This is a genomic window from Phyllobacterium sp. 22229 (assembly GCF_052056495.1).
Classification (GTDB): domain Bacteria; phylum Pseudomonadota; class Alphaproteobacteria; order Rhizobiales; family Rhizobiaceae; genus Phyllobacterium; species Phyllobacterium myrsinacearum.
Genome location: NZ_JBQEPA010000018.1, coordinates 67535 through 92995, shown reverse-complemented (window position 1 = coordinate 92995; position 25461 = coordinate 67535). Strand labels below are relative to the sequence as shown.

At 59.8% G+C, this 25461-nt stretch carries 28 protein-coding genes and 1 tRNA gene; 19 read left to right on the top strand and 10 right to left on the bottom strand.

The genetic code is table 11. The annotated features are described in order from the left end of the window. Window positions 1–12: 12 nt before the first annotated feature. Both ACTJJ7_RS20705 and bspF read left to right on the top strand, forming a co-directional pair. Window positions 13–1425 (top strand): lipopolysaccharide biosynthesis protein, encoded by a 1413-nt coding sequence (locus ACTJJ7_RS20705; RefSeq protein ID WP_440968678.1) that lies wholly within the window; start codon window positions 13–15, stop codon window positions 1423–1425. After that, window positions 1425–2708 carry a type IV secretion system effector crotonyl transferase BspF gene (gene bspF, locus ACTJJ7_RS20700; protein ID WP_105734557.1) on the top strand — a complete coding sequence of 428 codons (1284 nt, stop codon included), beginning with the start codon at window positions 1425–1427 and terminating at the stop codon, window positions 2706–2708. Before ACTJJ7_RS20705 ends, bspF begins: the two co-directional genes overlap by 1 nt. Window positions 2709–2726: 18 nt before the next feature. On the opposite strand, the gene ACTJJ7_RS20695 is transcribed toward bspF, so the two are convergent. The 6 genes from ACTJJ7_RS20695 to ACTJJ7_RS20670 all read right to left on the bottom strand — a co-directional run bounded on the left by ACTJJ7_RS20695 (window position 2727) and on the right by ACTJJ7_RS20670 (window position 7043). Beyond that, window positions 2727–3080 carry a CAP-Gly domain protein gene (locus ACTJJ7_RS20695; protein WP_105734556.1) on the bottom strand — a complete coding sequence of 118 codons (354 nt, stop codon included), beginning with the start codon at window positions 3078–3080 and terminating at the stop codon, window positions 2727–2729. A gap of 48 nt (window positions 3081–3128) precedes the next feature. Continuing rightward, a complete protein-coding gene (locus ACTJJ7_RS20690; protein WP_105734555.1) occupies window positions 3129–3365 on the bottom strand; it encodes a BrnA antitoxin family protein in 237 nt (78 codons plus the stop codon). 32 nt (window positions 3366–3397) lie between these two features. Further along, window positions 3398–4651, bottom strand: coding sequence for an adenylate/guanylate cyclase domain-containing protein (locus ACTJJ7_RS20685; RefSeq protein ID WP_440968677.1), 1254 nt, complete (start codon window positions 4649–4651; stop codon window positions 3398–3400). A gap of 199 nt (window positions 4652–4850) precedes the next feature. Beyond that, window positions 4851–5540 (bottom strand): alpha/beta hydrolase, encoded by a 690-nt coding sequence (locus ACTJJ7_RS20680; RefSeq protein WP_130270796.1) that lies wholly within the window; start codon window positions 5538–5540, stop codon window positions 4851–4853. Window positions 5541–5986: 446 nt separating this feature from the next. Further along, the gene (locus tag ACTJJ7_RS20675; protein ID WP_440968676.1) at window positions 5987–6262 is read right to left on the bottom strand and encodes a hypothetical protein; all 276 of its coding nucleotides are present in this window, start codon (window positions 6260–6262) and stop codon (window positions 5987–5989) included. Between the two features lie 696 nt (window positions 6263–6958). Then, window positions 6959–7043: transfer RNA gene (locus tag ACTJJ7_RS20670), tRNA-Leu, on the bottom strand. Between the two features lie 283 nt (window positions 7044–7326). On the opposite strand from ACTJJ7_RS20670, the gene ACTJJ7_RS20665 reads away from it, so the two are divergent. Both ACTJJ7_RS20665 and ACTJJ7_RS20660 read left to right on the top strand, forming a co-directional pair. Continuing rightward, entirely contained in the window at window positions 7327–7917 is a 591-nt protein-coding gene (locus tag ACTJJ7_RS20665; RefSeq protein ID WP_105734551.1) for a YqaA family protein, read from the top strand. Between the two features lie 34 nt (window positions 7918–7951). After that, a complete protein-coding gene (locus tag ACTJJ7_RS20660) occupies window positions 7952–8458 on the top strand; it encodes a disulfide bond formation protein B (protein WP_105734550.1) in 507 nt (168 codons plus the stop codon). A gap of 34 nt (window positions 8459–8492) precedes the next feature. On the opposite strand, the gene ACTJJ7_RS20655 is transcribed toward ACTJJ7_RS20660, so the two are convergent. Both ACTJJ7_RS20655 and ACTJJ7_RS20650 read right to left on the bottom strand, forming a co-directional pair. Beyond that, window positions 8493–9050: an HNH endonuclease gene (locus tag ACTJJ7_RS20655; protein WP_105734549.1), complete on the bottom strand. Its 558-nt coding sequence runs from the start codon at window positions 9048–9050 to the stop codon at window positions 8493–8495. Window positions 9051–9159: 109 nt separating this feature from the next. After that, window positions 9160–9804: a DNA-3-methyladenine glycosylase family protein gene (locus ACTJJ7_RS20650; RefSeq protein ID WP_105734548.1), complete on the bottom strand. Its 645-nt coding sequence runs from the start codon at window positions 9802–9804 to the stop codon at window positions 9160–9162. A gap of 73 nt (window positions 9805–9877) precedes the next feature. Between ACTJJ7_RS20650 and gluQRS the strand changes: the two genes are divergently transcribed. Both gluQRS and ACTJJ7_RS20640 read left to right on the top strand, forming a co-directional pair. Further along, window positions 9878–10753, top strand: coding sequence for a tRNA glutamyl-Q(34) synthetase GluQRS (gluQRS, locus tag ACTJJ7_RS20645; RefSeq protein WP_440968675.1), 876 nt, complete (start codon window positions 9878–9880; stop codon window positions 10751–10753). Window positions 10754–10827: 74 nt separating this feature from the next. Beyond that, entirely contained in the window at window positions 10828–11712 is an 885-nt protein-coding gene (locus ACTJJ7_RS20640; protein WP_105734547.1) for a DMT family transporter, read from the top strand. Here the strand turns inward: ACTJJ7_RS20640 and ACTJJ7_RS20635 are convergent. Further along, on the bottom strand, window positions 11679–12533 hold the full coding sequence (locus ACTJJ7_RS20635; RefSeq protein WP_105734546.1) for a YihY/virulence factor BrkB family protein: 855 nt from the start codon (window positions 12531–12533) through the stop codon (window positions 11679–11681). The genes ACTJJ7_RS20640 and ACTJJ7_RS20635 overlap by 34 nt on opposite strands. A gap of 101 nt (window positions 12534–12634) precedes the next feature. Here ACTJJ7_RS20635 and ACTJJ7_RS20630 point away from each other — a divergent pair, with 101 nt between their 5' ends. The 11 genes from ACTJJ7_RS20630 to ACTJJ7_RS20580 all read left to right on the top strand — a co-directional run bounded on the left by ACTJJ7_RS20630 (window position 12635) and on the right by ACTJJ7_RS20580 (window position 22451). Continuing rightward, a complete protein-coding gene (locus ACTJJ7_RS20630) occupies window positions 12635–13468 on the top strand; it encodes an SDR family oxidoreductase (RefSeq protein WP_440968674.1) in 834 nt (277 codons plus the stop codon). Window positions 13469–13496: 28 nt separating this feature from the next. Beyond that, window positions 13497–13694: a twin transmembrane helix small protein gene (locus ACTJJ7_RS20625; protein WP_105734544.1), complete on the top strand. Its 198-nt coding sequence runs from the start codon at window positions 13497–13499 to the stop codon at window positions 13692–13694. A gap of 14 nt (window positions 13695–13708) precedes the next feature. Then, complete coding sequence (locus ACTJJ7_RS20620; protein ID WP_105734543.1) at window positions 13709–14290, top strand: cob(I)yrinic acid a,c-diamide adenosyltransferase; 582 nt, start codon at window positions 13709–13711, stop codon at window positions 14288–14290. A 17-nt stretch (window positions 14291–14307) separates the two neighbouring features. Then, window positions 14308–15069, top strand: coding sequence for a rhomboid family intramembrane serine protease (locus ACTJJ7_RS20615; protein WP_440968673.1), 762 nt, complete (start codon window positions 14308–14310; stop codon window positions 15067–15069). Between the two features lie 188 nt (window positions 15070–15257). After that, entirely contained in the window at window positions 15258–16007 is a 750-nt protein-coding gene (locus ACTJJ7_RS20610) for an electron transfer flavoprotein subunit beta/FixA family protein (protein WP_105734541.1), read from the top strand. A gap of 21 nt (window positions 16008–16028) precedes the next feature. After that, on the top strand, window positions 16029–16958 hold the full coding sequence (locus tag ACTJJ7_RS20605; RefSeq protein WP_440968672.1) for an electron transfer flavoprotein subunit alpha/FixB family protein: 930 nt from the start codon (window positions 16029–16031) through the stop codon (window positions 16956–16958). A 100-nt stretch (window positions 16959–17058) separates the two neighbouring features. Next, window positions 17059–17940, top strand: a complete 882-nt coding sequence (locus ACTJJ7_RS20600; RefSeq protein WP_105734539.1) for a 3-hydroxybutyryl-CoA dehydrogenase — start codon at window positions 17059–17061, stop codon at window positions 17938–17940. A gap of 186 nt (window positions 17941–18126) precedes the next feature. Continuing rightward, the gene (locus ACTJJ7_RS20595) at window positions 18127–19167 is read left to right on the top strand and encodes a TerC family protein (protein WP_105734538.1); all 1041 of its coding nucleotides are present in this window, start codon (window positions 18127–18129) and stop codon (window positions 19165–19167) included. 21 nt (window positions 19168–19188) lie between these two features. Beyond that, a complete protein-coding gene (locus tag ACTJJ7_RS20590; protein WP_105734537.1) occupies window positions 19189–19827 on the top strand; it encodes an exopolysaccharide biosynthesis protein in 639 nt (212 codons plus the stop codon). 2 nt (window positions 19828–19829) lie between these two features. Further along, window positions 19830–20306, top strand: a complete 477-nt coding sequence (locus tag ACTJJ7_RS20585) for a YaiI/YqxD family protein (RefSeq protein ID WP_105734536.1) — start codon at window positions 19830–19832, stop codon at window positions 20304–20306. A gap of 210 nt (window positions 20307–20516) precedes the next feature. Then, entirely contained in the window at window positions 20517–22451 is a 1935-nt protein-coding gene (locus tag ACTJJ7_RS20580; RefSeq protein ID WP_440968671.1) for a DEAD/DEAH box helicase, read from the top strand. A gap of 611 nt (window positions 22452–23062) precedes the next feature. On the opposite strand, the gene tlpA is transcribed toward ACTJJ7_RS20580, so the two are convergent. Next, window positions 23063–23743, bottom strand: coding sequence for a thiol:disulfide interchange protein TlpA (gene tlpA, locus ACTJJ7_RS20575; protein ID WP_440968670.1), 681 nt, complete (start codon window positions 23741–23743; stop codon window positions 23063–23065). Window positions 23744–23789: 46 nt separating this feature from the next. On the opposite strand from tlpA, the gene argH reads away from it, so the two are divergent. Together argH and lptM are read left to right on the top strand one after the other, a co-directional pair. Next, on the top strand, window positions 23790–25190 hold the full coding sequence (gene argH, locus ACTJJ7_RS20570; RefSeq protein WP_130270818.1) for an argininosuccinate lyase: 1401 nt from the start codon (window positions 23790–23792) through the stop codon (window positions 25188–25190). Window positions 25191–25269: 79 nt separating this feature from the next. Then, window positions 25270–25458 (top strand): LPS translocon maturation chaperone LptM, encoded by a 189-nt coding sequence (gene lptM / locus ACTJJ7_RS20565; protein ID WP_158531337.1) that lies wholly within the window; start codon window positions 25270–25272, stop codon window positions 25456–25458. Window positions 25459–25461 lie beyond the last annotated feature (3 nt).

Here is a 25461-nt window from a genome sequence, read left to right as displayed (position 1 = left end):
GTGGAGCTGCGCGTGCGATTTTCTGCGGTAACGACTGCAGACCGAATTTTACCGGAAAAGCTGTCACTGCGTCTTCGTCCCTGGTTGTCACGCCTGGATCAGTTGCTTGACGGCTCGAACGAACACGCCGTTGCCCAGCGCGTCTCGCTGATTGCTTTCCTCGTCCGCGTGATCAGCGCGGGCCTGGCGCTGATTTCCCAGGTGATCTTTGCCCGCTGGATGGGCCCTTTCGAATATGGCATCTTCGTTCTCGTCTGGGTGACGGTCGTCATCCTCGGGAACCTGTCCTGCCTTGGCTTCCAGACCACCGTCATCCGCTTCGTACCGGAATATCTGGAGCGCAGGCAGTATGACCTTTTGCGCGGGATTCTGTTCACCAGCAAGACATTCGCGGTCGGGATGACCACCTGCATTGCCCTGGCCGGCGCCGCACTCATCTACGCCACACGCGACCTGATCGAGACCTATTACGTCGCGCCATTCCTTGTCGGGCTGATATGCCTGCCCATGATCGCTCTCGGCGATACGCTTGACGGAACGGCGCGCTCGCGCTCCTGGGTGCTGGTTGCCCTCACCCCGACCTATATCATCCGTCCTGTCCTTACCCTCGTGGTCATGAGCATCGCCCATATCAGCGGCCTGGCGCCGACGGCCATGACGGCCCTCGGCTCCGCTGTTGTTGCGACCTATGTGACATCGGTTCTGCAGTTCTTTGCCGTGCGCAAGCGTTTCAGCGGCGTCGTGCCGTCCGGCCCGCGCGCCATCCATTTCCGCGACTGGCTTGCAGTCTCCCTGCCGATTTTTCTGGTCGAGGGTTTCTTTTTTCTTTTGACCAATGCCGACGTGCTGATGGTCGGGCGTTACATGGACCCGGACAAGGTCGCCACCTACTACGCCACCGTCAAGCTGCTCGCCCTGGTGCATTTCGTCTACTTCTCGGTGAAAGCGGGTGCGGCCCAGCGCTACGCCGAGCTGATGCAGAATTTCGACCATGCCCGGCTTGAACAGTTCGCCCGGGACACGGCGCGCTGGACTTTCTGGCCGTCCCTGACCATGGCCATCATCCTGCTGGTTCTGGGCAAGCCGTTGCTATGGCTGTTCGGGGCGCAGTTCACCGACGGTTATCCGCTGCTGTTCATCATGGTGATCGGCGTGGTGGCGCGCGCTTCGGTCGGACCGGCCGAAAGCCTTTTGAACATGGCAGGCAAACAGAAAATCTGCGCCATCGTTTACGCCATCACTTTGGCCGTTAATATTTGCCTCAGCATTCTCATGATACCACTATACGGCCTCGCGGGCGCTGCCTGCGCCACGGCCGCCTCGATGGTGTTTGAAGCGCTTGTTCTGGCGTTGACCGTTTACAATCGTCTCAACATCACAATGTTTGTTTTCGCCGGCAGGAGCCCTGCCAAGGAAGAGATCTGATGGCTGCAATACCGCTACTCGAAGAACTGGCTGGCGGCCCGTCCTCGCAGATCATTTCGCAGCTCGCAGGCTTTGAATCGCGCGATGCCGCCAAGCAGATCGAGGAAACCCTGGGAAGCCGCGGCGTGCCGCGCAAGCTGTCGGTCTATTCCGCTTCCGCCGGATTTGATCTTTCCGAAGAGCTGGAATATCTCGCCTACCGGACCATCGAACCGAACGTCTTCTTCAATCCGCGTTTCCTTGCACCGGCCATGCCCCGCCTCGACGACCGTCAGGTGCGCTTCATGGTTGTGCGCGACGAGAACGACGTCAAGAGCCGCCTGCGCTTCCTGATGCCCTATACGGTCGAACGGCCCGGCTTCACCTTCTCCGCATCGATTCTGCGGGCCTGGGCCACGCCGTTCGGGCCGCAAGGCACCCCGCTGATCGACCGCGATGATCCCGTCGGCGTCCTCAACGACCTCTTCGATATGCTCGCGCGCAAGCATCTCAAGTTTCCGGACGTTCTGGTCCTGCCCGATCTTCTCCTCAACCGTCCCGTCGCCCAGCTGTTCCGGGCGGTCGCACTTGACCGCAACCTGCCCACGACCACCATCGGCACCGTAGAACGGCCATTTCTGGAGAGCACGCAGGACGGTGAGGTCTATCTGCGTGAAGCGCTGGGAACGCGGCACGCCAAAGAATACAGGCGGTTGTGGCGGCGCCTGTCGGAACAGGGCAAACTGACCTACACGGTCAGCCGTACCGAGGACGACATCCGCGCGCGGCTGGAGGATTTCCTCGCCGTGGAAGCCAGCGGCTGGAAAGGCCAGCGCGGTTCGGCCATGGCGGTCGACCGGTTCCGCGCGGCATTTGCCCGCGAAGCCGTCAACAATCTCGCGGGCCGCGATCTCGCCCGCATCCACACGCTTGAGCTGGATGGCCGGACGATTGCCGTTCTGGTGGTCTTTGTCGAGGCCGGACAGGCATGGACGTGGAAAACCGCCTATGATGAAAGTCTTGCCGCCTATTCGCCGGGCGCTCTCCTGATGATCGAGATGCTGAAGAACCATCTGGACGATCCGAACATCCAACGTACGGATTCCTGCGCCGTACCCGACCATCCCATCGCATCCCGCCTGTTTCAGGAGCGCGAAAGCGTCGGCACGCTGGTGATCGGCCTCACCCCGGCATCGGACCGGGCCGCCCGGCAGGCCGCCTCGCAGATCCATCTCTACCGGCGCACCCAGAACATCGCGCGCATCGTCCGCGAACGTTTGCGCGGATTGACCGGCCGGAAATGATGCAAGCCTGCGCGAGGCTTACACCTTTTCCTTCTTTTTCACCGGTGCAGGCTTTTCCGGCTCGACCGGCGCATCCGGCTTGGGCGCCAGCAGCTTGCGCAGGGAACCGATCTTGTCCTTGACCAGCGGACGGAAGCGCGTCGCGCGATAGGGCATGTCAGCCGCGCCATAGCCCTCCGGGCCATCATCATTGCCGCGGTGGATTTCCTCCACCTTGATGCCGACAAACTCACCATCGACATAGTGCTTGTACATGCCGACCCAGCGCACCGTGTAAATCTGACCCTTGCGGATCAGCTGATCGATGCTGACATTCTTGAATTTGTCATCAATGCAAACGACCTTCTGGCCAATGTAAAAATCATTCATCATCACACCTTGATATCCGGTTTGGCAAATGGCGTGTACCGCGTGCCGGTTTCAGGTTTTCTTTTGAACGGCAGCCCTCAAGACATCATTGATGCGATCCTGCCATCCGGGGCCGTCCGCCTGAAAATGCTCCAGCACGGCGCGATCGATCCGGATGGAAACGAGCTCCTTGGCATGGGGCACGGCCGGTGTCTCACGCACAGGGAGAACGATTTTTTTGGCAACCGGCTTGAACAGTGCTTCGGCGGCTGCCATCGGGTTTACCGGCCGGCGCGGGGGATTGGCCATGTGAATTCTCCTCGTTATGTCCAATCACCACGTCAGGCTGGAATCTCAGCCACAGTAAGGCAATCGCCGGAGAAGGCAAAGACATCAATGGGCTCATCGAGCCCGCGAAGCGTATAGGAGCCGAGATTCTCCATATTGCATTCAACCCCGGCCAGATCGACGAAGGCCTTTGACAAAAGAACCGGCCGGTGGACCTGTTTGGTCAGGCTTTCCAGCCGGGAGGCAATGTTCACGGCGGGCCCAATGACAGTAAAGTCCAGCCGCTTGCGTGAGCCTATATTGCCGTACATGACATCGCCGACGTGAACGCCAATGCCATACCCCAGCGGTTTGCGGCCTTCCTTGATATGGTTGGCATTCAACGCGGTCATGGCCGCCTGCGCCTCGGCGATGGCATGCAGCAGATCGCTGCAGGCCTTGGGGTTGCTCAGCGGGAAGATGGCCAGGAGGCCATCGCCCATGAATTTGAGGATTTCGCCGCCGTATTTTTCAATGGGTTCGGACATCGCATCGAAATAGCCGTTGAGCAGTTCGATGACATTGTCGCGCGGCCAGGCATCCGAGATGGCGGTGAAATCGCGCAGATCGCAGATCAGGATCGCTGCGCCCACGGTCACGCCGCTGCCGCGGGTGGTGGCACCGGCAAGAATCTGCTCGCTCGCATGCGGTCCGACATAGGTTTCCAGCAGCGTGCGGGCGAAACGGTTCTTGAGCCTGATCTCGCTGACCAGGGCCAGGGCCGGCAGCAAATCCGCCAGGACAGCCATATGGCCGTCGCTGAAGCCGCCCGGCCGGTCCGTGGCGAAGGTCACCACATGCCGCTTGCCAAGGGTGTGTTCCAGCGGCCAGGCGACGTAATCCGTCAGCCCCTCGGCGCGCAGCTCGCCCACCACCGAATATTCCGGTCCGGCGTCGCTCGTCTCGTCAAAGTGCAGCCGGACTTCATCGGCCCCTTCGGAAATGTCGTTGAGCGGACTGTTGAGATATTCGGCCGTCTGCTCCGCGCCATAGTCGAATGTGCGGATTTCCGCCTCAGCGGCACCGCGCCTCCACAGGATGCGGGCGCCGCGCCATTGCGGGTGCTGTATCCTCAGGTGGAGCGACACCCGGGCAACGGGCACCCCCGCATCCACAAGCCGTTCACCCATCTCGACCAGGATATTGTCGATGAAACGCTGGTTGCGCGTCTCGATCATCAGCCAGTCAAGCAGTTCGCTGCGTTGGGCCGGCCATACGCCGCCGCCCGTACCGGGCGAGGCCACTTTCAAATTTACCAAAGATTGCATTGCAACACCCCGTCATGATCACGTCTGCACACGACCTGGAATGAAGGCACCATGGCAAGGCTGCCAGATCGGAACGTCAAGGCTTATGTGGTTCGTCTATGCATGGATTATAAGGGGTTAGAACAGCCATGCATAGAATGCAAAAAAAGCCCCCGCATTCCCACGGGGATGCGAAGGCTCCCGGGCATGAGAATACCGGCTATTGATAGGTGGCAGCCTCGTTGATGAAGGCCGCAACCTCGACCGGCTTCGACGCCAGCGATGCATGGCTTGCCTTGAGCGTGATCACCTTCTTTGCACCGAGACGGCCGGACATCCACTCCTGATTGGCGGGATGAATCATGTGGTCGTCGCTCGAAATCTGGTACCAGCTGTGCTTCGCCTTCCACGCCGGATTGGTGATCTCGTTGCCGAACGTGCTGGCGAGCGGCGCCTTCTGGGTTACGCCCATCACCAGCCCCTCATCCGCCGTCAGATCCTGGCAGAAACTTTCATGGAACTTGTCCTGCTTGACCCAGAGATAGCCGTCGCTGTCGGGGGCAAGATTGGCGGCAGCGAGCGGCGGATTCTTCTGGGTGATCCCGCCGGGGCTCTCGCCGGCATCCGGCGCAAAGGCGGCGATATAGACCAGACCTGCCACATTCGGATGGTTGCCTGCTTCCGTAATGACAGCCCCGCCATAGGAATGGCCCACCAGCAGCACCGGACCGCTTTCCTGCGCGATCATCTTGCGGGTGCGCTCGGCATCATCAGCCAGGGACGTCAACGGCAATTCAACGGCTTTCAACGATGTATGGCCAAGCCGCGTCAGTTCTACAATGACTTTGCTCCAGTGGGCAGCCCCACCCCAAAATCCATGCACGAGAATGATTGTCGGAGTCTGTGTCATCAGCGTTCTCCCTTGATTCAAAAAGCAATCAAAAATGGCACGCCGAGCCAAAGTTCAACGTCCGGTCGACGCCTGCGGACCTAACCATATTCCGCCGGGTGCAACAATTCCGTGACGCTTCACTTTGTATTTATGCCGATGAAGCGGCGGGACGCAGACATGCCATGTCAGTGATTTTGACCATGAGACTTATCCTCTGCTCCGGTCAATCTGCAGAACCGGAGCAGCCATATGTGCTATTTTTGAGGGATCAATACTGACAGGAGGAAATAGGCAATGGCCGCAGTTATGACGGCGACCACCATCATGGTGGGATACCCGTAACCAACGCGACCCATGATGTTCCCGGCCCCCGAACCAATGCCTGCCCCTGCAGAAGCTATTAGTCGTCTTTTTGTTTCGGTTGACACGTTGAGAACCGCCACCTGCCCGCGCATTGTCATTATCTATCTACGCCAAACCCAATTAAAAGCGATGCCGATGCAGCAGCTCACCAGGACGCCTGCTGCGATGCCAATCATCAGATTATGAAAAATGAAGGATGCGCTTAAGCTGCCCGCCAGTGCACCTACGCCCCCGCTAATTCCATCGAATATACGATTTTGTTTCTCGTTATCCCTTTTCTCGACGGGTGGTTCCTGCATGTAATACCCTTCGATTGTCCCGGCTGCTTCTTTCAACGGATGGATAATCGTTGGAACAACCATCGCCGGACTGATCACTTTTTCATCATGTCAATTTGAAATATCATTGATAATGTAAAACAAATCGCGAGTGACATAGATGTTATGACAAGAATATCACTAATAGACATACTCGGATTCCAGATAAAAATACAAAGTGCACATGTAGCTAAAAGTGAATTTAAAATCGATTTTACCACATAATAAATATTAGAATAATGTGGCAATCTTTTAAAATACTGTAAATACAATCCTGACATAACGCATAGAGGCAACATGATTATCTTAAATATTATTGTTTGCCACGTTCCGCCAAATAGAAATATTAACAAAATATAGCAAATAATACTCGCCGCATCGCAGGTTATTTTCACGACGTTGAATTTCATATCAAGTCCGATGATTTTCAATCAACTGAACCTTTCGGATAAATCCGGAAGGTGTTCAGCCGCCTTTACCCATGTTTGCTGCAACACCCTCGCGCGGGCTGATACTATATGTCCCTGGGTATGAAGAAATATGATGCAGCCACTCAAGATAACCACGGAAATCGCACGTTTTCTATGCGTATGACTACGTATGGCCTGCTATCGAAATTCGTTCGTCAGCTTCATGGAATTCAGGCAAACAACCCTTGCTCGTAGGAAAGCAGATGCACGGCTTATGCTGGAGCAAATCGAGGCTTCCAAAAGCCCAGCTCAAAAGCGCGGTAAAAACAATGGGTGATTTTTGGGATGGTGCCCCCTGCCGGAATCGAACCAGCACTCCTCTCGGAACCTGATTTTGAGTCAGGCGCGTCTACCAATTCCGCCAAGGGGGCGCACAATGTGCAGCGGCCGCGGGCGAACCACAGCCGTCAAAGCCAAATACAGGCAGTCCCCACGCCGGTCAACTCCATTCCAGCACTTTCTGCCGGGATAACATCTCTGTGTGTTGCGAAGGCCGGCACCGCCCGCTACAGCCGGATTTGCAGCCTTGGAAAGCCCGGCAGCAGCATGTGAGATCGCCAACCGCACACAAATTCCACAGAAACGATTCCGTTTTTCCCGGTCATGGGGTAAGGATCGCCAGCTTTATCGAACCGACACCCACAGGAATCACCCATGCTGCGAAGACTTTATGATTGGACAATGTCACTGGCCGCGCGCAAATCGGCTGAGGTCTGGCTGGCGTTCATTGCCTTTGTCGAAAGTTCGGTCTTCGTCGTTCCCGCTGACGTGCTCTACCTGCCCATGGCGCTGGCCCGGCCTGAACGCGCCTATCGCTATGCTCTCGTCGCCACGATCTTTTCGGTACTGGGCGGCATCGCCGGATGGTTTCTCGGCCACTACGCCTATGAAGCCCTGGCCAAGCCCGTGCTCGAATTCTACGGCAAGCTCGATGCCTTCGAGCAGATGCGCGGATCGACCAGCGCCGACATGATCCTCCTGCTGCTGATCACATCGGGCCTGGCACACCTGCCGCCGATGAAGATCGTGACGATCCTGTCCGGCGCGGCCAACGTGAACATCTGGCTGTTCATCGTTTCCGCCGTGATCACGCGCGGCGCCCGCTTCTTCTTTCTCGCCTGGCTGTTGCGCCGTTACGGCGAGCCGATCCGCCATTTCATCGAAAAGCGTCTTGGCCTGATCGCCGCGGCGGCCGCCGCCGTCCTGATCCTGCTTTACGCCATACTGCACTATTACAGCTCCTGAACGATTCAACCCGAATGAGGATGTCAGACCCATCATGACGACGACCCGCCCTTCGCCGCATCTCAAGACAGCTGTTTTCCTGCTCCTTGCCATGATCGTCACCGTGGGCTCGGCGCTTGGTTTCCAGTATATTGGCGGCTATCTGCCGTGCAAATTGTGCCTGGAACAGCGCTTTCCCTATTATGCGGGCATACCGCTGATGGCACTGGCCGTGCTTGCGTCGGCGTTTCGCTGGCCCGCTGCGCTTACACGCACACTTCTGGCGCTCGGCGGCATCCTGATGCTGATCGGGCTGGGCCTTGCGGTGTTCCACGCCGGTGTCGAATGGAAGTTCTGGCCGGGACCGACCGATTGCACGGCGGTCAGCATGTCGATCACCACCAATGCCGGCAATCTCTTGAATGACATGAATGCGATCCATCCGCCCGCATGCGATACGGCGGCCCTGCGCGTTCTTGGCCTGTCCTTCGCCGGCTGGAATGCGATTGCCAGCCTGATCCTCGCGCTCATCGCTTTTCGCGGTGCAAAAAAGGCGGCCTGAAGCCGCCTTTGCAAACCATCCGGAACTGGGGCTGTTACGGCTCCAGTTCGACATCCCAGTAGAGATAATCCATCCAGCTTTCATGCAGATGGTTCGGCGGGAACAGCCGGCCATTGTTGTGCAGATCATGCACCGTCGGCGCATAGGGCTTCTGCCGCGGCCACATCTTGGCTTTGTCCGGCATCAACCCGCCCTTGCGCAGATTGCAGGGTGAACAGGCCGCAACGACATTTTCCCAGATCGTGGCGCCACCGGCGCAGCGCGGAACCACGTGATCGAAGGTCAGATCATCCTCCGACCCGCAATACTGGCATTCGAACCGGTCGCGCAGGAAAACATTGAATCGCGTAAAGGCAGGGGTGCGCGACGGCTTGATATAGGTTTTGAGGGAAACGACGCTCGGTACCCGCATTGCGAACGAGGGAGAGGAAACCTCATGCTCGTATTCGGCAACGATATTCACACGGTCAAGAAAGACCGCCTTGATCGCGTCCTGCCAGGACCATAGCGACAAGGGATAATAACTGAGCGGACGATAGTCCGCATTGAGTACCAGGGCCGGTAACCCGTCCGGCGAGACGGCTATTGTCAAGGAATCACCTCCCAGTCCAACCATCAGGCCCTATTATTGTAAGCTTGAGGTGACAGGAATGTGAAGCGGCATTGCATCGCAGGCTGCGAAAAACGCCGTTATTTCAGCTTCATCCAACCGGTGTGCCATCCCGGCCACGGGTTGCGGCGTAATAAGCCCAGAAAAGCCGGGCTGCGACACCCCTCCACGGCGACCAGCGCTCCGCCAAAAGGCGCAGGGATTTCGAATCAGGTTTCACTGATTCGGCATAGGCATGGGCATAGGCGTGCTGCAGGGCAACGTCGCCCGATGGGAAGACATCCGCATGTCCGGCCGAAAACAGGAGATAGACCTCTGCCGTCCACGGACCGATCCCCTTCACATTGGTCATCACAGCCATGGCCTCGTCGACCGGCCGGTCGCACAGGTCGAAGAGGTCCAGTTCCCGGGCGATGATCGCTTCGCTGATCCGGGCGAGCGTCGCCTGCTTGGCGCGCGACAGGCCCGCCAGGCGCCAGGCCTCCTCTCCTGCCCTCATATAATTTTCCGGGGTCAGCGGATCGACGTGCTGGATCAGCCGCTTCCAGATCGAATCGGCGCTGGCCTTCGATACCTGCTGCGAGACGATGACCGAGGCGAGGCTCGCAAAACCGGGCGCCTGCCGCCGCAGCGGCAAGGGCCCGGCCCGCTCGGCAATGGCCGCCAGTTCGGGGTGCGCCGCAAGGAGGGCCGTCAGCCCTTCCGCAACATCATCAAGCGTGTCTATTCTGCGCATGGAACCGTTCACTTTTCATCTCAAGACAAACACCGTATCAATCGACAAGGTCCTCACGCAAGAATCCCAGTTCATGGCTGTCCCGGTTTTCCGCTTTGCTCCCAGTCCCAATGGCCATCTGCATCTCGGCCATGCCTATTCCGCCCTGCTCAACCGGCAGATGGCGCGGGCGTCAGGCGGGCGGCTTCTGCTGCGCATGGAGGATATCGACCGCGAGCGCTGCACACCCGAACTTGAAACCGCCATGCAGGAGGATTTGCACTGGCTGGGGCTTGACTGGGAAACGCCGGTGCGCCGCCAGTCCGAGCATTTCGGCGTCTACCGCGATGTGCTCGACCGCCTGATCCGCATGGACCTGGTATACCCCGCCTTCCTCAGCCGCGGCGACATCAAACGGGAAATGCAGAAGGCCACCGCCAAGGGGCTGATATGGCCGCACGATCCGGATGGCGCAGCGCTTTATCCAGCAATCGACCGTACGATTTCCAAACGGGAGCGCCAGCGGCGGATGGACGGCGGACAGCCGTTTTCATGGCGGCTTCATATGGACCACGCGCTTGAGCAGGCGGGGGAGCCGCTGTTCTGGCACGAAACCGCGGATGGCGGGTCCGATATCGCAGCCCGGCCACAGGATTGGGGCGATGTCATCATCGCCCGCAAGGACATGCCGACCAGCTATCACCTCTCCGTCGTCATCGATGACGCGCTGCAGGGCATCAGCCATGTGGTGCGCGGCAGGGATCTGTTTCATGCCACCGGCATCCACCGCCTTCTGCAGCATATTCTCGGACTGCAACCACCGGTCTATAACCATCACAGGTTGATCCTCGATCACGACGGCCAAAAGCTGTCCAAAAGCCGCCGGGATACCTCGCTGCGTTCCCTGCGTGCGGCAGGGATGACCCGCGACGGCGTCGTCAGCCTGGTCGGATTGACACCACAACCTTAAAACAACATCTGGCTGCAAGACCGGTGTTCGTATAAACCTGCATCACAACTCGTCCCGTGATCCGGTCACCCATCATGCCCGTCCGTTACTTTCCCGCCCTGTTCGTCCTCCTGTGGGCCACCGGCTTCATCGGCGCCCGCTATGCCATGCCTTATATGGAACCGTTCCTGTTCCTCACCGTCCGGTTCGCCATTGCCGCGGCCATTCTCGGCACATGGGTCGTCGTGGCCGGCAACCATTGGCCGAGCGGGCGCGGCGCCATGCACGCCATCATCGCCGGCTGCCTGATCCACGGTGTCTATCTCGGCGCCGTGTTCTGGGCCATCCATCGCGGCCTGCCTGCGGGCATGTCGGCACTGGTGGTCGGCCTGCAGCCGCTAATCACGGCACTGATTGCCGGAGTGGTTCTCGGCGAGAAAATCCAGCCGCGTCACTGGGCCGGACTGGCGGTTGGCTTTATCGGCGTCGCCATGGTGCTCTGGCCCAAACTGTCGATTGCCGCCGATGGCATCACGCCGGCAACGGTCGGCGCGTCGATCCTTTCGGTCCTCGCCATCAGCGCCGGAACCGTTTGGCAGAAACGCTTTGTCGGCACCATTGACCTGAAGGCTGGCACAACCCTGCAATATATCGGCGCCGGAGTGCTGACCGGTCTCTTTTCGCTGCTGTTCGAGACCCACACGGTGATCTGGGCCGCGCCTCTCGGCTTCGCGCTGTTCTGGCTGGTCTTCGTGCTGTCGATCGGCGCGGTGCTGCTGCTGATGGTGCTGATCAATCAGGGCGCCGTGTCGAAGGTTGCTTCGCTGTTCTATCTCGTGCCCGGCGTGACCGCGCTGATGGCCTATATGCTTTTCGGCGAAACGCTGACGCTGTTCCAGCTGTGCGGCATGGTGGTGGCAACGCTTGGCGTCGCGTTGTCAACCGGTCAGAAGCGCTTGGCGACCCTGCCCTCGCGGTAGTGGATGATGGCGGCATTGACCTCGGCGCCGATGATGAAAATCGCGGCGATGATATAGAGGAAGACGATCGCCGCCATGATCGAGGCCAGCCCCGCATAGGTCGACACGTAGGATGCGAACGTCTCGAGATAGCTCGCGAAAATCGATGCACCGACGATCCACGCCAGCAGGGTCACAAGAATGCCCGGCAGGATATCGATGAGCTTGCGCCGCCCCGCCGGCAGCCACAGATGCGCCACCAGCAGCCCGACGATCAGCACGGCGGAGGCAATGCAGTAGCGCCAGAAGCCGATGGTGCCGGACAGAACGTCAAGCTCGGGAACCCATTTGCTGGCGATGCGCACCGCCAGCGGCGCCAGCACCAGGAGAAAACTGATGGCCATGATGCCGATGGTGGCCACAATCACGTAGCCGAGGCTCTGCAAACGGCAATAGATGATCGAACGTGTGTCCACCACCCGGTAGGCACGGTTGAGCGCGATGCGCAGCGCTTCGATGCCGTTGGAGGCAAAGTAGGCGGCGGCGATCACGCTGATGGTCAGAAGCCCGCCGCGCTGGACGTTGAGAACATTGCGCACCTCCTGCGCGATCGGCCGGGCGATGACCTCCGGCCAGGTGTCGAACACCACATGCACCGCTGTATCGGTAAAGGCGCTGGCACCGAGAAAGCTGGCAAGGGAAGTGGCGAAAATCAGGAAGGGAAACAGCGCCAGGATGCCCGAAAGCGCCACGTGGCTGGCCAGAGCCCAGCCGTCATCCGTGCTGAAATGCCTCAATGTATCGAAGGTCACCCGCCGGAGAAAAACATATACTCTACGCATCGAAAATGGTTTGCCCCTTTGGCTCGTGACATTGCAAGGCACAGGCGAATATGTGAAGTCTTTTTTTGATGTCCCGTTCGGTTTGCAGCAATCGGAAAAGAATGACCAGTTCCAGAACGATTTTGATCACAGGATGTTCCAGCGGCATCGGCGCGCACTGCGCCCGCGCGCTCAAGGTGGATGGCTGGCAGGTCTTTGCAACCGCGCGGCAAAACGAAGATATCGCCGCCCTGAAAGCCGATGGCCTGTCCGCCCATTATCTCGATTATCGCGAGCCGGATTCCATCAAGGCGCTGGTTGACGACGTGCTTGCCGCGACCGGCGGCACGCTCGATGCGCTTTACAACAATGGCGCCTACGCGCTGCCGGGTGCCGTGGAAGACCTGCCGATCGAAGGCTTGCGCGAACAATTCGATGCCAATTTCTTCGGCTGGCATGAACTGACCCGGCACATCGTCCCCGTCATGCGCCGCCAGGGCCACGGGCGGATCGTGCATTGCTCGTCAATTCTCGGGCTCGTGCCGATGAAATGGCGCGGTGCCTATGTCGCGTCGAAATTCGCGCTGGAGGGCCTGATGCTGGTCCAGCGCATGGAACTTGAAGGCTCTGGCATTCATGTCTCCCTGATCGAGCCGGGACCGATTGCCTCGCGCTTCACCCATAATGCGCTGCAGCAGATCGGGAAATATATCGACGTCGAGAACTCGGTGCATCGCGCGGACTACCAGAAGCAGATCGCCCGCCTGTCGCAGGGCGGCACCAAGTCCCGTTCCAAGCTTGGTCCGGAAGCCGTCTACACCGTGCTGAAGGACGCGCTGGAAAACCCACGTCCCAAACCGCATTACCTCGTCACGCGACCCGCGAAATTTGCGGTTTTTGCCCGCAGATTTCTGTCATCGCGTGCGCTATACCGCATGCTTGCCGGCCAGTCCTGAAAGCGCTCCGGCTAGAAAAGGAAAAACCATGGATATCATCTTCAAGTTCCTGGCAGTCGTTGCCATTGCCGCCGTCACCGTCGTGCTTCTGATCGGCCTGCGCAACATGATGAAGGGCGGCGATGCCAATTTTTCCAACAAGATGATGCAGCTGCGCATTTTCCTGCAACTGGTGGCGATCATTCTCATCGTCGGCGCGATTTACTTCCACCGCGCAGCCAGCTGATCGCGGGGGGCGCCATGGTCAAGCTCAACAGGATTTACACGAAGACCGGCGATGACGGCACCACCGGGCTCGGCAGCGGCGAGCGCCGCCTCAAGCATGACCTGCGCGTCGAAGCCTATGGCACGGTCGACGAAGCCAACGCCTGCGTGGGGCTGGCGCGGCTGCATACGGTGGAGGAGTTTCCGGAAATCGACGCGATGCTCGCCCGCATCCAGAACGATCTCTTTGATCTCGGCGCTGATCTGGCCACGCCCGATACCGGTGAAAAGCTGGAATACGAGCCGCTGCGCATCATTGACAGCCAGGTTGCACGCATCGAAGCGGACATCGATCGCCTGAACCAAAAACTTGCGCCGCTGCGCTCCTTTGTCCTGCCGGGCGGATCGGCGGCCTCCGCTGCCCTGCATCTGGCGCGCACCGTGGCAAGGCGTGCCGAACGGCACATGGTGGCGCTGGCGCAAAGGCCGGATGAGGCCGTCACACCAGCCGCGCTCAAATACATCAACCGCGTTTCCGATTTTCTCTTCGTCGCAGCACGGGCCGTCAATGACAACGGCGCGAAGGACGTGTTATGGGTGCCCGGTAAGAACCGCTGAACGGGGGAACGGCGCCGATGTTCATTCCACTCTACGACGCCAACAGCCTCAAATACATCAAGCTGCAATATGTCACCCTGGCGCTGATCGCGCTCAACCTGCTGATCTTCGGCCTGACGAGCCTTGCCGGTGCGGACGCAAAGACCGCCTCCATCGGCTTCGGTTACATCCCGTCCGTGGCACACCACATGTCGGTCCTGCCGCCGCAATATGATTTCGTGCCGCCCGCTTTCACCTATGTCACCTATGCCTTCCTCCATGCCGATATCTTCCACTTGGGTGGCAACATGCTGTTCCTCTGGGTTTTCGGCGACAATGTCGAAGACGCCATGGGCCATATCAAGTTCCTGGTTTTCTACCTGCTCTGTGCCGCCGCCGGCGCTTTCCTGCACGGGACGCTCGACCCGTCTTCCGAAGGGCCGCTGATCGGCGCATCCGCCGCCATTGCCGGCGTGATCACCGCCTATCTGATGCTGCATCCGCGTGTGCGGGTCTGGGTGCTGGCTTTCGGCCGGATACCCCTGCGCATTCCCGCGCTCTATCCGCTCGTCCTCTGGATCGGGCTCCAGTTCGTGATGCTCGTCACGCATGGCGAAGACCGCATTTCCTGGGCCGGCCATGTCGGCGGCATCATTGCCGGCGCCCTGCTCCTCGTCCCGTTCAAACGCCGCAGCGTGCCGCTGTTTGACCGGGCGATTGTCTCGCCGCGCGCCGTTATCGTCGACAAGCAGCCGCCGCAAACACCACCCGAACCGCCCTCACCCCGGTGGGGCCGCTGAACGCGCAAGTTTCAATCGTTTAAGATCGGATAAGCGCAATCTCAATGATTGACCTTTACGTTACTCATATTTACGGTCCCGCACGACGTCAGCGTGTCGTTTTTTTTACCTCAATGTCGGCATCCGGCAAGCGGGTGCCATTGCCCGGCAGTTAAATCTGTCTGCAGTTCTTATGAGAGGGAGTCCCCATGAAAGTCCTCGTACCGGTAAAGCGGGTAGTCGATTACAATGTGAAGATCAGGGTTAAGGGCGACGGTTCGGGCGTTGAGCTTGCCAACGTGAAGATGTCGATGAACCCGTTCGACGAAATCGCGGTCGAGGAAGCCTTGCGCCTGAAAGAGGCTGGCAAGGTCGAGGAAGTCGTTGTGGTCTCCATCGGACCTGCACAGGCGCAGGAAACCATCCGCACGGCGCTCGCCATGGGTGCCGACCGCGGCATTCTGGTCAAGGTCGACGATATCGTCGAGCCGCTTGCCGTAGCCAAGATTCTCAAGGGCATTGTCGAAGCAGAACAGCCGCAGCTGGTCATTCTCGGCAAGCAGGCCATCGACGACGACGCCAACCAGACCGGCCAGATGCTGTCCGCTTTGCTCGGCTGGAGCCAGGGCACTTTCGCCTCGAAGGTCGAGCTCGGCGGTGATGCCGCCAAGGTTACGCGCGAAGTCGACGGCGGCCTGCAGACCATCGAAATCAAGCTGCCGGCCATCGTCACGACGGACCTGCGCCTCAACCAGCCGCGCTACGCTTCCCTACCGAACATCATGAAGGCAAAGAAGAAGCCGCTGGATGAAAAGACCGCAGCCGATTACGGCGTCGACACCAAGCCGCGCCTCAAGGTCCTGAAGACCGAGGAGCCGGGCGGCCGCAAGGCGGGTGTCAAGGTCAAGGACGTTGCCGAACTCGTCAGCAAGCTGAAGAACGAAGCCGGCGTTCTCTAAGGATCAGGAAAGGAATTTACCATGGCTATTCTTCTTTTTGCCGAACACGATAACGAGACCCTTTCCGACCAGACCGCCAAGGCGCTGACCGCAGCGCTCGCCATCGGTTCCGACGTGCATGTCCTGGTTGCCGGCAAAGGCGCCAAGGGCGTTGCGGACCAGGCCGCCAAGCTTGCCGGTGTCAAGAAAGTCCTGCTTGCCGACAGCGACGATCTGGCCAACCGCCTGGCGGAAGCCACCGCGGCGCTGATCGTTTCGATCGCCGGCAATTATGACACGATCATTGCCGCCGCAACCACCAACGGCAAGAACATCCTGCCGCGCGTGGCTGCCCTGCTCGACGTCATGCAGGTGTCTGATATCATCGAGGTCATCGCGCCCGATACGTTCAAGCGTCCGATCTATGCAGGCAATGCCCTGCAGACCGTCCAGACGACCGATGCCAAGCGTGTCATCACCGTGCGCACCGCCACCTTTGCGGCGGCCGGCGAAGGCGGTTCGGCTCCCGTCGAGACGGTCTCGGCTGCTGCCAATCCGGGCCTGTCCACCTTCATCGAAGCCAAGCTGTCCGGCGGCGACCGTCCGGAACTGACCTCGGCCAAGATCATCATCTCCGGCGGCCGTGCCCTCGGCTCCAATGAGAAGTTCAAGGAAGTCATCCTTCCCGTGGCCGACAAGCTCGGCGCTGCGGTTGGTGCTTCGCGCGCCGCCGTCGATGCGGGCTATGCACCAAATGACTGGCAGGTTGGCCAGACGGGCAAGGTGGTTGCCCCTGATCTCTACATCGCCGTCGGCATCTCCGGCGCGATCCAGCATCTGGCCGGCATGAAGGACTCCAAGGTCATCGTTGCCATCAACAAGGACGAGGAAGCACCGATTTTCCAGGTTGCCGATTACGGCCTGGTCGGCGATCTCTTCGTCATCCTGCCGGAACTCGAAAAAGCGCTTTGAATTTCATCGCAAGATTGAAATGAATCTGCATGGCCGGGGTAGACGAACGCTACCCCGGCCATTTAGTTTGGTGCTGCAAAGAAAAGAAACGGATGGAAACATGGCTGGCTCGATCAAAACTGTAGGCATTGTTGGCGCGGGACAAATGGGCGGAGGCATTGCTCACGTCTGTGCACTGGCCGGATATGATGTTTTGATCCATGACCAGTCCGCCGACCAGCTGGAAAAGGCCATCGCCACCGTCAACGGCAACATGGCCCGGCAGGTTTCCCACGGCAAGCTTGAGGAAGCCGAGCGCGTCAAGGGCATGTCCCGCATCCGCCCGGCCCTGCGCATGGAAGACCTCGCCGGTGTCGATCTGGCCATCGAGGCGGCAACGGAAGATGAGACGGTCAAACGCAAGATTTTTGCCCAGCTCTGCCCCAATCTCAATCCGGAAGCGATTCTTGCAACCAATACCTCCTCCATCTCGATCACGCGGCTTGCCGCCACCACGGACCGGCCGGAACGCTTCATTGGCATCCACTTCATGAATCCCGTTCCGGTGATGAAACTGGTCGAACTGATCCGCGGCATCGCCACGGAAAACGTCACCTTCGAGATTGCGCGCGAATTCGTCACCAGCCTCGACAAGACGCTGACAGTCTCCGAGGATTTCCCGGCCTTCATCGTCAACCGTATCCTGCTGCCGATGATCAACGAAGCCATCTACGTGCTCTATGAGGGCGTGGGCTCGGTCGAAGCCATCGATACGGCGATGAAACTGGGCGCCAATCACCCGATGGGCCCGTTGCAGCTTGCCGATTTCATCGGCCTCGACACCTGCCTGTCGATCATGCAGGTGTTGCACGACGGCCTGGCGGATTCGAAATACCGCCCCTGCCCGCTGCTGGTCAAATATGTCGAAGCCGGCTGGCTGGGACGCAAGGCCGGGCGCGGCTTCTACGACTATCGCGGCGAGAACCCGGTTCCGACCCGCTGACGGGGGCAAAGGCCCGTTCGATCCGGCGGCCGCAGATTATTTATTTCCGTCAAACCCTTGCATTGATCCCTGCCCCTCCCCAATTGAGGCAGAATTGCAGCACCGGGCCCCTCTGGCGAGAGTTACCGGCTCTCTCGTGATGTCGGAGCTGTAATATGGAACCGATGCCGGCGGATCATTTTTCACATGGAGCTTCTGTTTGTTGATGCCATGGGCAAGCCCCTATGGATGTGGCTTGGCTTTTTTGCCCTTGTTCTTGTTCTTCTCGTCCTTGATCTGGGCGTTCTCAACCGAAAAAATCACGATATAGGCATGCGCCAGAGCCTTTTGCTCTCGGCGTTCTACATCAGTCTCGGCGTCGCCTTCGGCGGCTTCATCTGGTGGGAGCTGGGCAGCGAGTCCGGCATGCAGTACCTCACCGGCTTCGTTGTCGAGAAGAGCCTGGCGATGGACAATATTTTCGTCATCGCCATGATTTTTGGCTATTTCGCCATTCCCAAGCAATATCAGCACCGGGTGCTCGTCTACGGTATTCTCGGCGTTGTCATCCTTCGCGGCATCATGATCGCGGCGGGTGCGGCCATTGTCGAACAATATGAGTGGGTCCTCTATCTCTTTGCCGCGTTCCTGATCATCACCGGCATCCGCATGCTGATGGCCGGCGACGACGAGTTCGATGTCTCGGCCAATCCGGTCTTCAAGTTCATGCGTAAGCGCTTTCGCGTTACCGAGGAACTGCACGGCCAGAAATTCATGATCCGGCGCACCGACCCGCACACGGGCAAGTCGAAGACCTGGATTACCCCGCTGCTCCTTGCACTCGTCATGGTGGAGCTGGCGGATGTGATCTTCGCGGTGGATTCCATCCCGGCCATTTTTGCCATCACCACCGATCCCTATATCGTCTTCACCTCGAATATCTTCGCGATCCTTGGCCTGCGGGCGCTGTATTTCGCCCTTGCAAGCCTCATCCATCGCTTCGTCTACCTGAAATATGCGCTGTCTCTCGTGCTTGTGTTCATTGGCGGAAAGATTTTCGTGGCCGACGCTTTGGGACTGGCTAAGATACCGCCGATGTGGTCACTCTCGATCACGCTCGGCATCCTTGCGGCCGGTATTTTCAGCTCTCTCTGGAAAACCCGCAACGACGAACCGCACACTGAACCAACGATGGATGGAAAGGCCGCCGCGGCCCCGTCTGTCGCCGAGACAACAACGAAAGCATAGTTGCATCGATGGAGGACCTGTATGAACGCTGACGGAAAACCGTATCCCTGGGACCCTTCGGGTGACCCCGCAGAACGGCGCCTGTCCAGCATTCTGGTCCAGATCGGCGAAACGGATGCGGACAGGGTGTCGTTTGACGATATCCTGTCCGCGCTTTCCGAACGCAGCTTTGGCGCGCTGCTGATCCTGTTTGCGGCGCTCAACCTGGTGCCGCTGCCGCCGGGGTCTTCGACGATCTTCGGCATTCCCCTCATCCTTCTGTCCCTGCAAATGCTGATCGGCCTGGAAAATCCGTGGTTTCCGGCCTTCCTGCGCAGGAAGTCCCTCAGCACGGCAACCTACCGCCGTTTTGTCGGAAAACTCGAGCCGCTGCTCATCCGCTTCGAACGGCTGGCCCGCCCGCGCTATTGGCTGCTGCCGCAAATCATCATGGAGCGGATCGTCAGCGTGGCCGCGCTTGTCATGGCGCTCATCGTCGTTCTCCCCGTCCCGCTGATCAACCAGCTGCCTGCGCTCAGCATTATCCTGCTCAGCATTGGCCTTGGCGAACAGGATGGCGTATGGCTTGGCACCGGCTTCCTGGTGGCTGCACTCGCCATCGGCTTTGCCATCGGCCTGGCCGCTTCCGTCGGCCTTGCCGCCCTTCACATCTTCGGTTGAGCATGAACGAGCAGAAAACCATCGCCATCTATGTCGACGCCGACGCCTGTCCGGTGAAAGCCGAGATCTACCGCGTTGCCGAACGCTACGGCGTCAAGGTCTATGTCGTCGCCAACGCCTTCATGGCCATTCCGCGCGATCCGATGATCGAGCGCGTTATCGTCAGTGACGGTTTCGACGCTGCCGATGACTGGATCGCTGAACGGGTATCGCGCGGCGACGTGGTGGTGACCGCCGACATTCCGCTGGCCAGCCGCTGCGTGAAGGCCGGCGCCGATGCGATCTCGCCGACCGGCCGTGCTTTCACCGAGGCCTCCATCGGCAACACGCTGGCCACGCGCAACCTGATGGACGAGCTGCGCTCGGCCGGCCAGATCACGGGCGGCCCGCGGCCCTTTTCGCCCAAAGACCGCTCCAGCTTCCTGTCCGCGCTGGACCTTGCCATCGTCCGCCTGAAACGGGCAGGGTTTGCTGTCTGACATTGTTTGGGCGCAGGCGGGATACGTCATTGCCGGGCCTACCCACAACGAATTTGCAAGGCTCCCCTGCACCGGCTTCCCACGCCCTGCCATTGACGAAATGAGCGATAACCTCTACGAGAGCGCAACAAAGCTATATGCGTGCCGCTCGTGCCCCAACATATGCCGAGCCGAAAACACCAGCCCAAACACGTACTTGAAAGTTCATTAATGACTATTTTCGATTCTATCGCCCCGGCGCTGTCCGGTGCATTGGCGGCCCGTGGTTACGAGACCCTGACGCCTGTGCAGACAGCCGTGCTTGCTCCGGAAGCGAACGGCGCGGACCTTCTCGTCTCCGCCCAGACCGGCTCCGGCAAGACAGTTGCATTCGGTATTGCCATTGCGCCGACGCTGCTTGAAGGCGAAGACCGCTTCACCTCCATCGGCGCACCCTATGCGCTGGTGATTGCCCCGACCCGCGAGCTTGCCCTGCAGGTGCGCCGCGAGCTGGAGTGGCTCTATGAGAAGACCGGCGCCCGCATTGCCTCCTGCGTCGGCGGCATGGACATGACCAAGGAGCGCCGCGCATTGCAGGGCGGTGCCCATATCGTTGTCGGCACGCCCGGCCGTCTGCGCGACCATATCACCCGCGGCTCGCTCGACATGACCGAACTGCGCGCCGTGGTGCTCGACGAAGCCGATGAAATGCTCGACCTCGGTTTCCGCGAAGATCTCGAATTCATCCTCGGCGAAGCGCCGAAGGACCGCCGCACGCTGATGTTCTCGGCCACGGTTCCGAAACCCATTGCCCAACTGGCAAAGCAGTTCCAGAACGATGCGGTGCGCATCACCGCGACCAGCGAAAAGTCCCAGCACAGCGATATTGAATATCACATCATGCCGGTAGCGCCGCGTGAGCGCGAAAATGCGATCATCAATGCGCTGCTGTTTTACGATGCCCAGAACACCATCGTGTTCGGTGCGACGCGCGAAGCGGTCAAGCATCTGACCAGCCGCCTGTCCAATCGCGGCTTTTCCGTTGTTTCGCTCTCCGGCGAACTCAGCCAGGCCGAACGCACCAATGCGCTGCAGGCCATGCGTGACGGCCGCGCCCGCGTCTGCGTGGCCACCGACGTCGCCGCGCGCGGCATCGACCTGCCCAATCTCGATCTCGTCATCCATGCCGACCTGCCGACCAACCCAGATACGCTGCTGCATCGCAGCGGCCGCACGGGCCGCGCGGGCCGCAAGGGCGTCTGCGTCCTGATCGTGCCGGCATCACGCCGCCGTTCGGCCGAGCGGCTGCTGCAGATGGCCAAGCTCAGCACCACGATGGTGCCGCCGCCAGACGCCGCTGCCATCAACAAGCGCAACCACGACCGCATCCTCAACGACCCGTCGCTGACCGAAATGATGACCGAGGAGGAAGGCGAACATGTGCGCGAGCTTCTCGGCCTGCATTCCGCCGAGCAGATTGCCGCCGCCTATCTGCGCCAGCAGATGGCTGCGCGCCCGGCACCGGAAGAACTGTCGAACACGCCGGCCCACGTTCTCGAGCCGATCCGCAAGGGCAGCTATGACGACCGGCCCGGCCGTGGCGACCGGGGTGACCGCGCCGAGCGTGCGCCGCGTTCTGACCGTTTCGAACAATTCGAAAGCGGCGCCTGGTTCTCGCTCAGCGTCGGCCGCAAGCAGCGCGCCGAACCGCGCTGGCTGCTGCCGCTGATCTGCAAGGCCGGTGACATCACCAAGACCGATGTCGGCTCGATCAAGATTCTCGAAACCGAAACCCGCTTCGAGATCACGGCGAGCAAGGCCGACGCATTTATGGCCCGCATCAAGCAGTACGGCACCGGCGAAAAGGGCGTGAACATCACGCGCAGCGAGGCTGCGGGCTTTTCTTCCCCGCGCAGCGATTTCAAGCCGAAGAAAAACTTTGGCGAGAAGCGCGAATGGGATGACCGCAAGCCGCCGCGCGACCGTGACGACAAGCCACGAGCCGACTGGGCGGCCAAGCCCGCCAAGGCCAAGCCGGAAGGCTGGACCGCGGAAAAGCCTGAAAAGGTGAAGAAGCCCAAGGAGCGCAAGCCCGGCGATCCCTCCGGCTTCGACAAGTACAAGGCCAAGAAGGCCCGCAAGGCCGCTGCCGGTCAGGCGGAATAATCCGGTCTCTTGATTCTTAACATAAAAACCCGCCGCGGATGAAAATCCCGGCGGGTTTTGTTTTTTGGCAAGAATATTGCCACACCCCCCTCTGTCCTGCCGGACATCTCCCCCACAAGGGGGGAGATCAGCTGTCATTGCTGTTTCAGCTAATCTTCAACATTGAAAACAACGCAAAAGCGTTGATGCCAATGTGATCTCCCCCCTTGTGGGGGGTCCGAAGGACGGGCGAGACCCGTGGCTCGCCCCGGAGGGCGGCAGCCCAGAGGGGGGTGAAATGTCATTTGGATAAAACTTATCCACGTTCTCCCATCCTCGCTTATTCTCATTCCTGTCCTTTCCGGCGGGAATGCTTCCGGAAACCTTCGAAAGTCGGGAAAGGATCGGCGCTTCGGCCATGCAGGGAGGAAAACCTGTGCGGCCGGGGAGGTTTGGCTCAGTGGTGAAACATTGGGCAAAACCTTGAAAACGCCGGGGCGGGTGGTCCTTGGATCGCAAGCATCGCATACAGCATACCCCAAGACCCGCGTTCCAAGGACCGCCCGTCATTCTCCTCTCTCAACAGCCAGACGCAAAAGCGGGCGTGGCAACGGCCCGCCGCATTTCAAAAATTACTGCGCCGCTATGGCCGCATCGATGAGGCGAGCGGCATCATCGCTCTCCCACGGGGCCGGGCCGTTCATGGCAGCGATCTGGCAGCCCTCCTTGTCGACGATCATCGTCACGGGCAGGCCGAAGGCCAGGTTCTTGCGTTTCAGGTCGTTGAACACGCCCATGGTCGGGTCGCGATAGAGCGCCAGTGATTTCACCCCGATATCCGCCAGGAAGCCCTTCGGCTTCTGGTCGTCGCCCGTGTCGATATTGATCGCCACGACCTGGAAATTGTCGCCGCCCTTCTTGGTCTGCAGTGCATCGAGCGCCGGCATTTCTTCACGGCAGGGCGCGCACCATGTCGCCCAGAGATTGACGAGGACGGTCTTGCCCTTGAAATCCGCCAGCCGCATCGGCTTGCCATCGGGACCGGTGAAGGAAAGCGCGGACATGGATTGCGGTTTCTCGGCGCCGCGCATGGCAGCCACAGCGCCGGTGGCGGCGGCGTCGATCTTCTTCGCCGTATCGGTCTTGGCCGTGCATTGATCGGTCGAGTTTGTTCCGGCAACAATATTGCCAGAAGGCCGCTCCATCACGTATACCCCAACCGCACCGGCGACTATGCCTGCGAGCGCGGCAAGAACAATAATTTTCCTGCTGCCGCCTGAAGTGGTTTTCTGTGTTTCGTTGCCGTTGTCCATATCTTACACTTTCCGTCTATCCACCCCGGTTCACCCAAGGCTTACAATGTCCGACAAGAAAAACAGCAACGAAATGTGGGGAGGCCGTTTCGCCTCAGGTCCGGCCGCCATCATGGAAGAAATCAACGCTTCCATCGGGTTTGACCAGAAACTCTATGCCCAGGACATTCGCGGTTCACTTGCCCATGCTGCCATGCTTGCGAAAACCGGCATAATCGCGGCGGACGACCACGACAAGATCGCAAAGGGCCTGAACACGATATTGTCAGAGATCGAAAGCGGAAAGTTCGTTTTCTCACGCAAACTTGAAGACATTCACATGAACGTCGAGTCGCGCCTTGCCGAACTCATCGGCGCACCGGCCGGCCGCCTGCACACGGCGCGCTCGCGCAACGATCAGGTTGCCGTCGATTTCCGCCTGTGGGTCAAGGAAGAATTCCAGCGCACGGCAACCGCGCTCAAAAAGCTGATCGAGGCTTTCCTGAAGCGCGCCGAGGAACACGCCGCGACCCTCATGCCCGGCTTCACCCATCTGCAGACCGCGCAGCCCGTCACCTTCGGCCATCACTGCATGGCCTATGTGGAAATGTTCGGCCGCGACCTCAGCCGGGTGAAGGACGCCATCGAGCGCATGGATGAATCGCCGCTCGGCGCCGCCGCGCTCGCCGGAACCGGCTTCCCCATCGACCGGCACATGACGGCGAAGGAACTCGGCTTCCGCGAACCCACCCGCAATTCGCTCGACAGTGTCTCCGACCGCGACTACGCCCTGGAATTCCTGTCGATGGCCGCCATTGCCGCCACGCATCTCTCCCGGCTGGCCGAAGAAATCGTCATCTGGTCGACGCCGCAATTCGGCTTCGTGCGCCTGTCCGATTCCTTCTCCACCGGCTCGTCGATCATGCCGCAGAAGAAGAACCCCGATGCCGCCGAACTGGTGCGCGCCAAGACCGGCCGCATCACCGGCTCGCTCGTCGGCCTGCTGACCGTCATGAAGGGCCTGCCGCTGACCTATTCCAAGGACATGCAGGAAGACAAGGAAGCCGTGTTCGACGCGGCTGAAACCCTTGAACTCGCCCTCGCCGCCATGACCGGCATGGTCGGCGACATGACCGTCAACACCGCAGCCATGAAGAAGGCCGCCGGTTCCGGCTATTCCACCGCCACCGATCTGGCGGACTGGCTGGTGCGCGAACTTGGCCTGCCCTTCCGCGAGGCCCACCATGTCACCGGCCGCGCCGTCGCGCTGGCGGAAGAAAAGAAGAGCGAACTCGGCAAGCTGACGCTGGATGACCTCAAGGGCATTCATCCGGGGATCACCGATGCCGTCTTCGGTTACCTTACCGTGGACAAATCCGTGCGCAGCCGCAAATCCTATGGCGGCACGGCCCCGGAACAGGTGCGCAGGCAGATCAAGTTCTGGCAAAAACGCATCACGAAATCGTAAGTCCGACGATGGGGGATGCAAAGCGTTCCTCCATGCGTTAGACAGGACAACATACTTTCGGACGACAGGATCAAAATCTATGACAAGCCGTTCCTACCTCACGACAATTCTGATGGCGGTTGCCATCGTCAGCGCCGTGTCGGCCTGCGGCCGCAAGGGCCCGCTCGAACTGCCGCCCGCATCGGTGACCACACCGGCACCCGGCGAGCCGAAACCGGCACGGCCACCCGTTCAAGACAAGCGCTTTTTCCTCGACTCAATCATCTAGGCT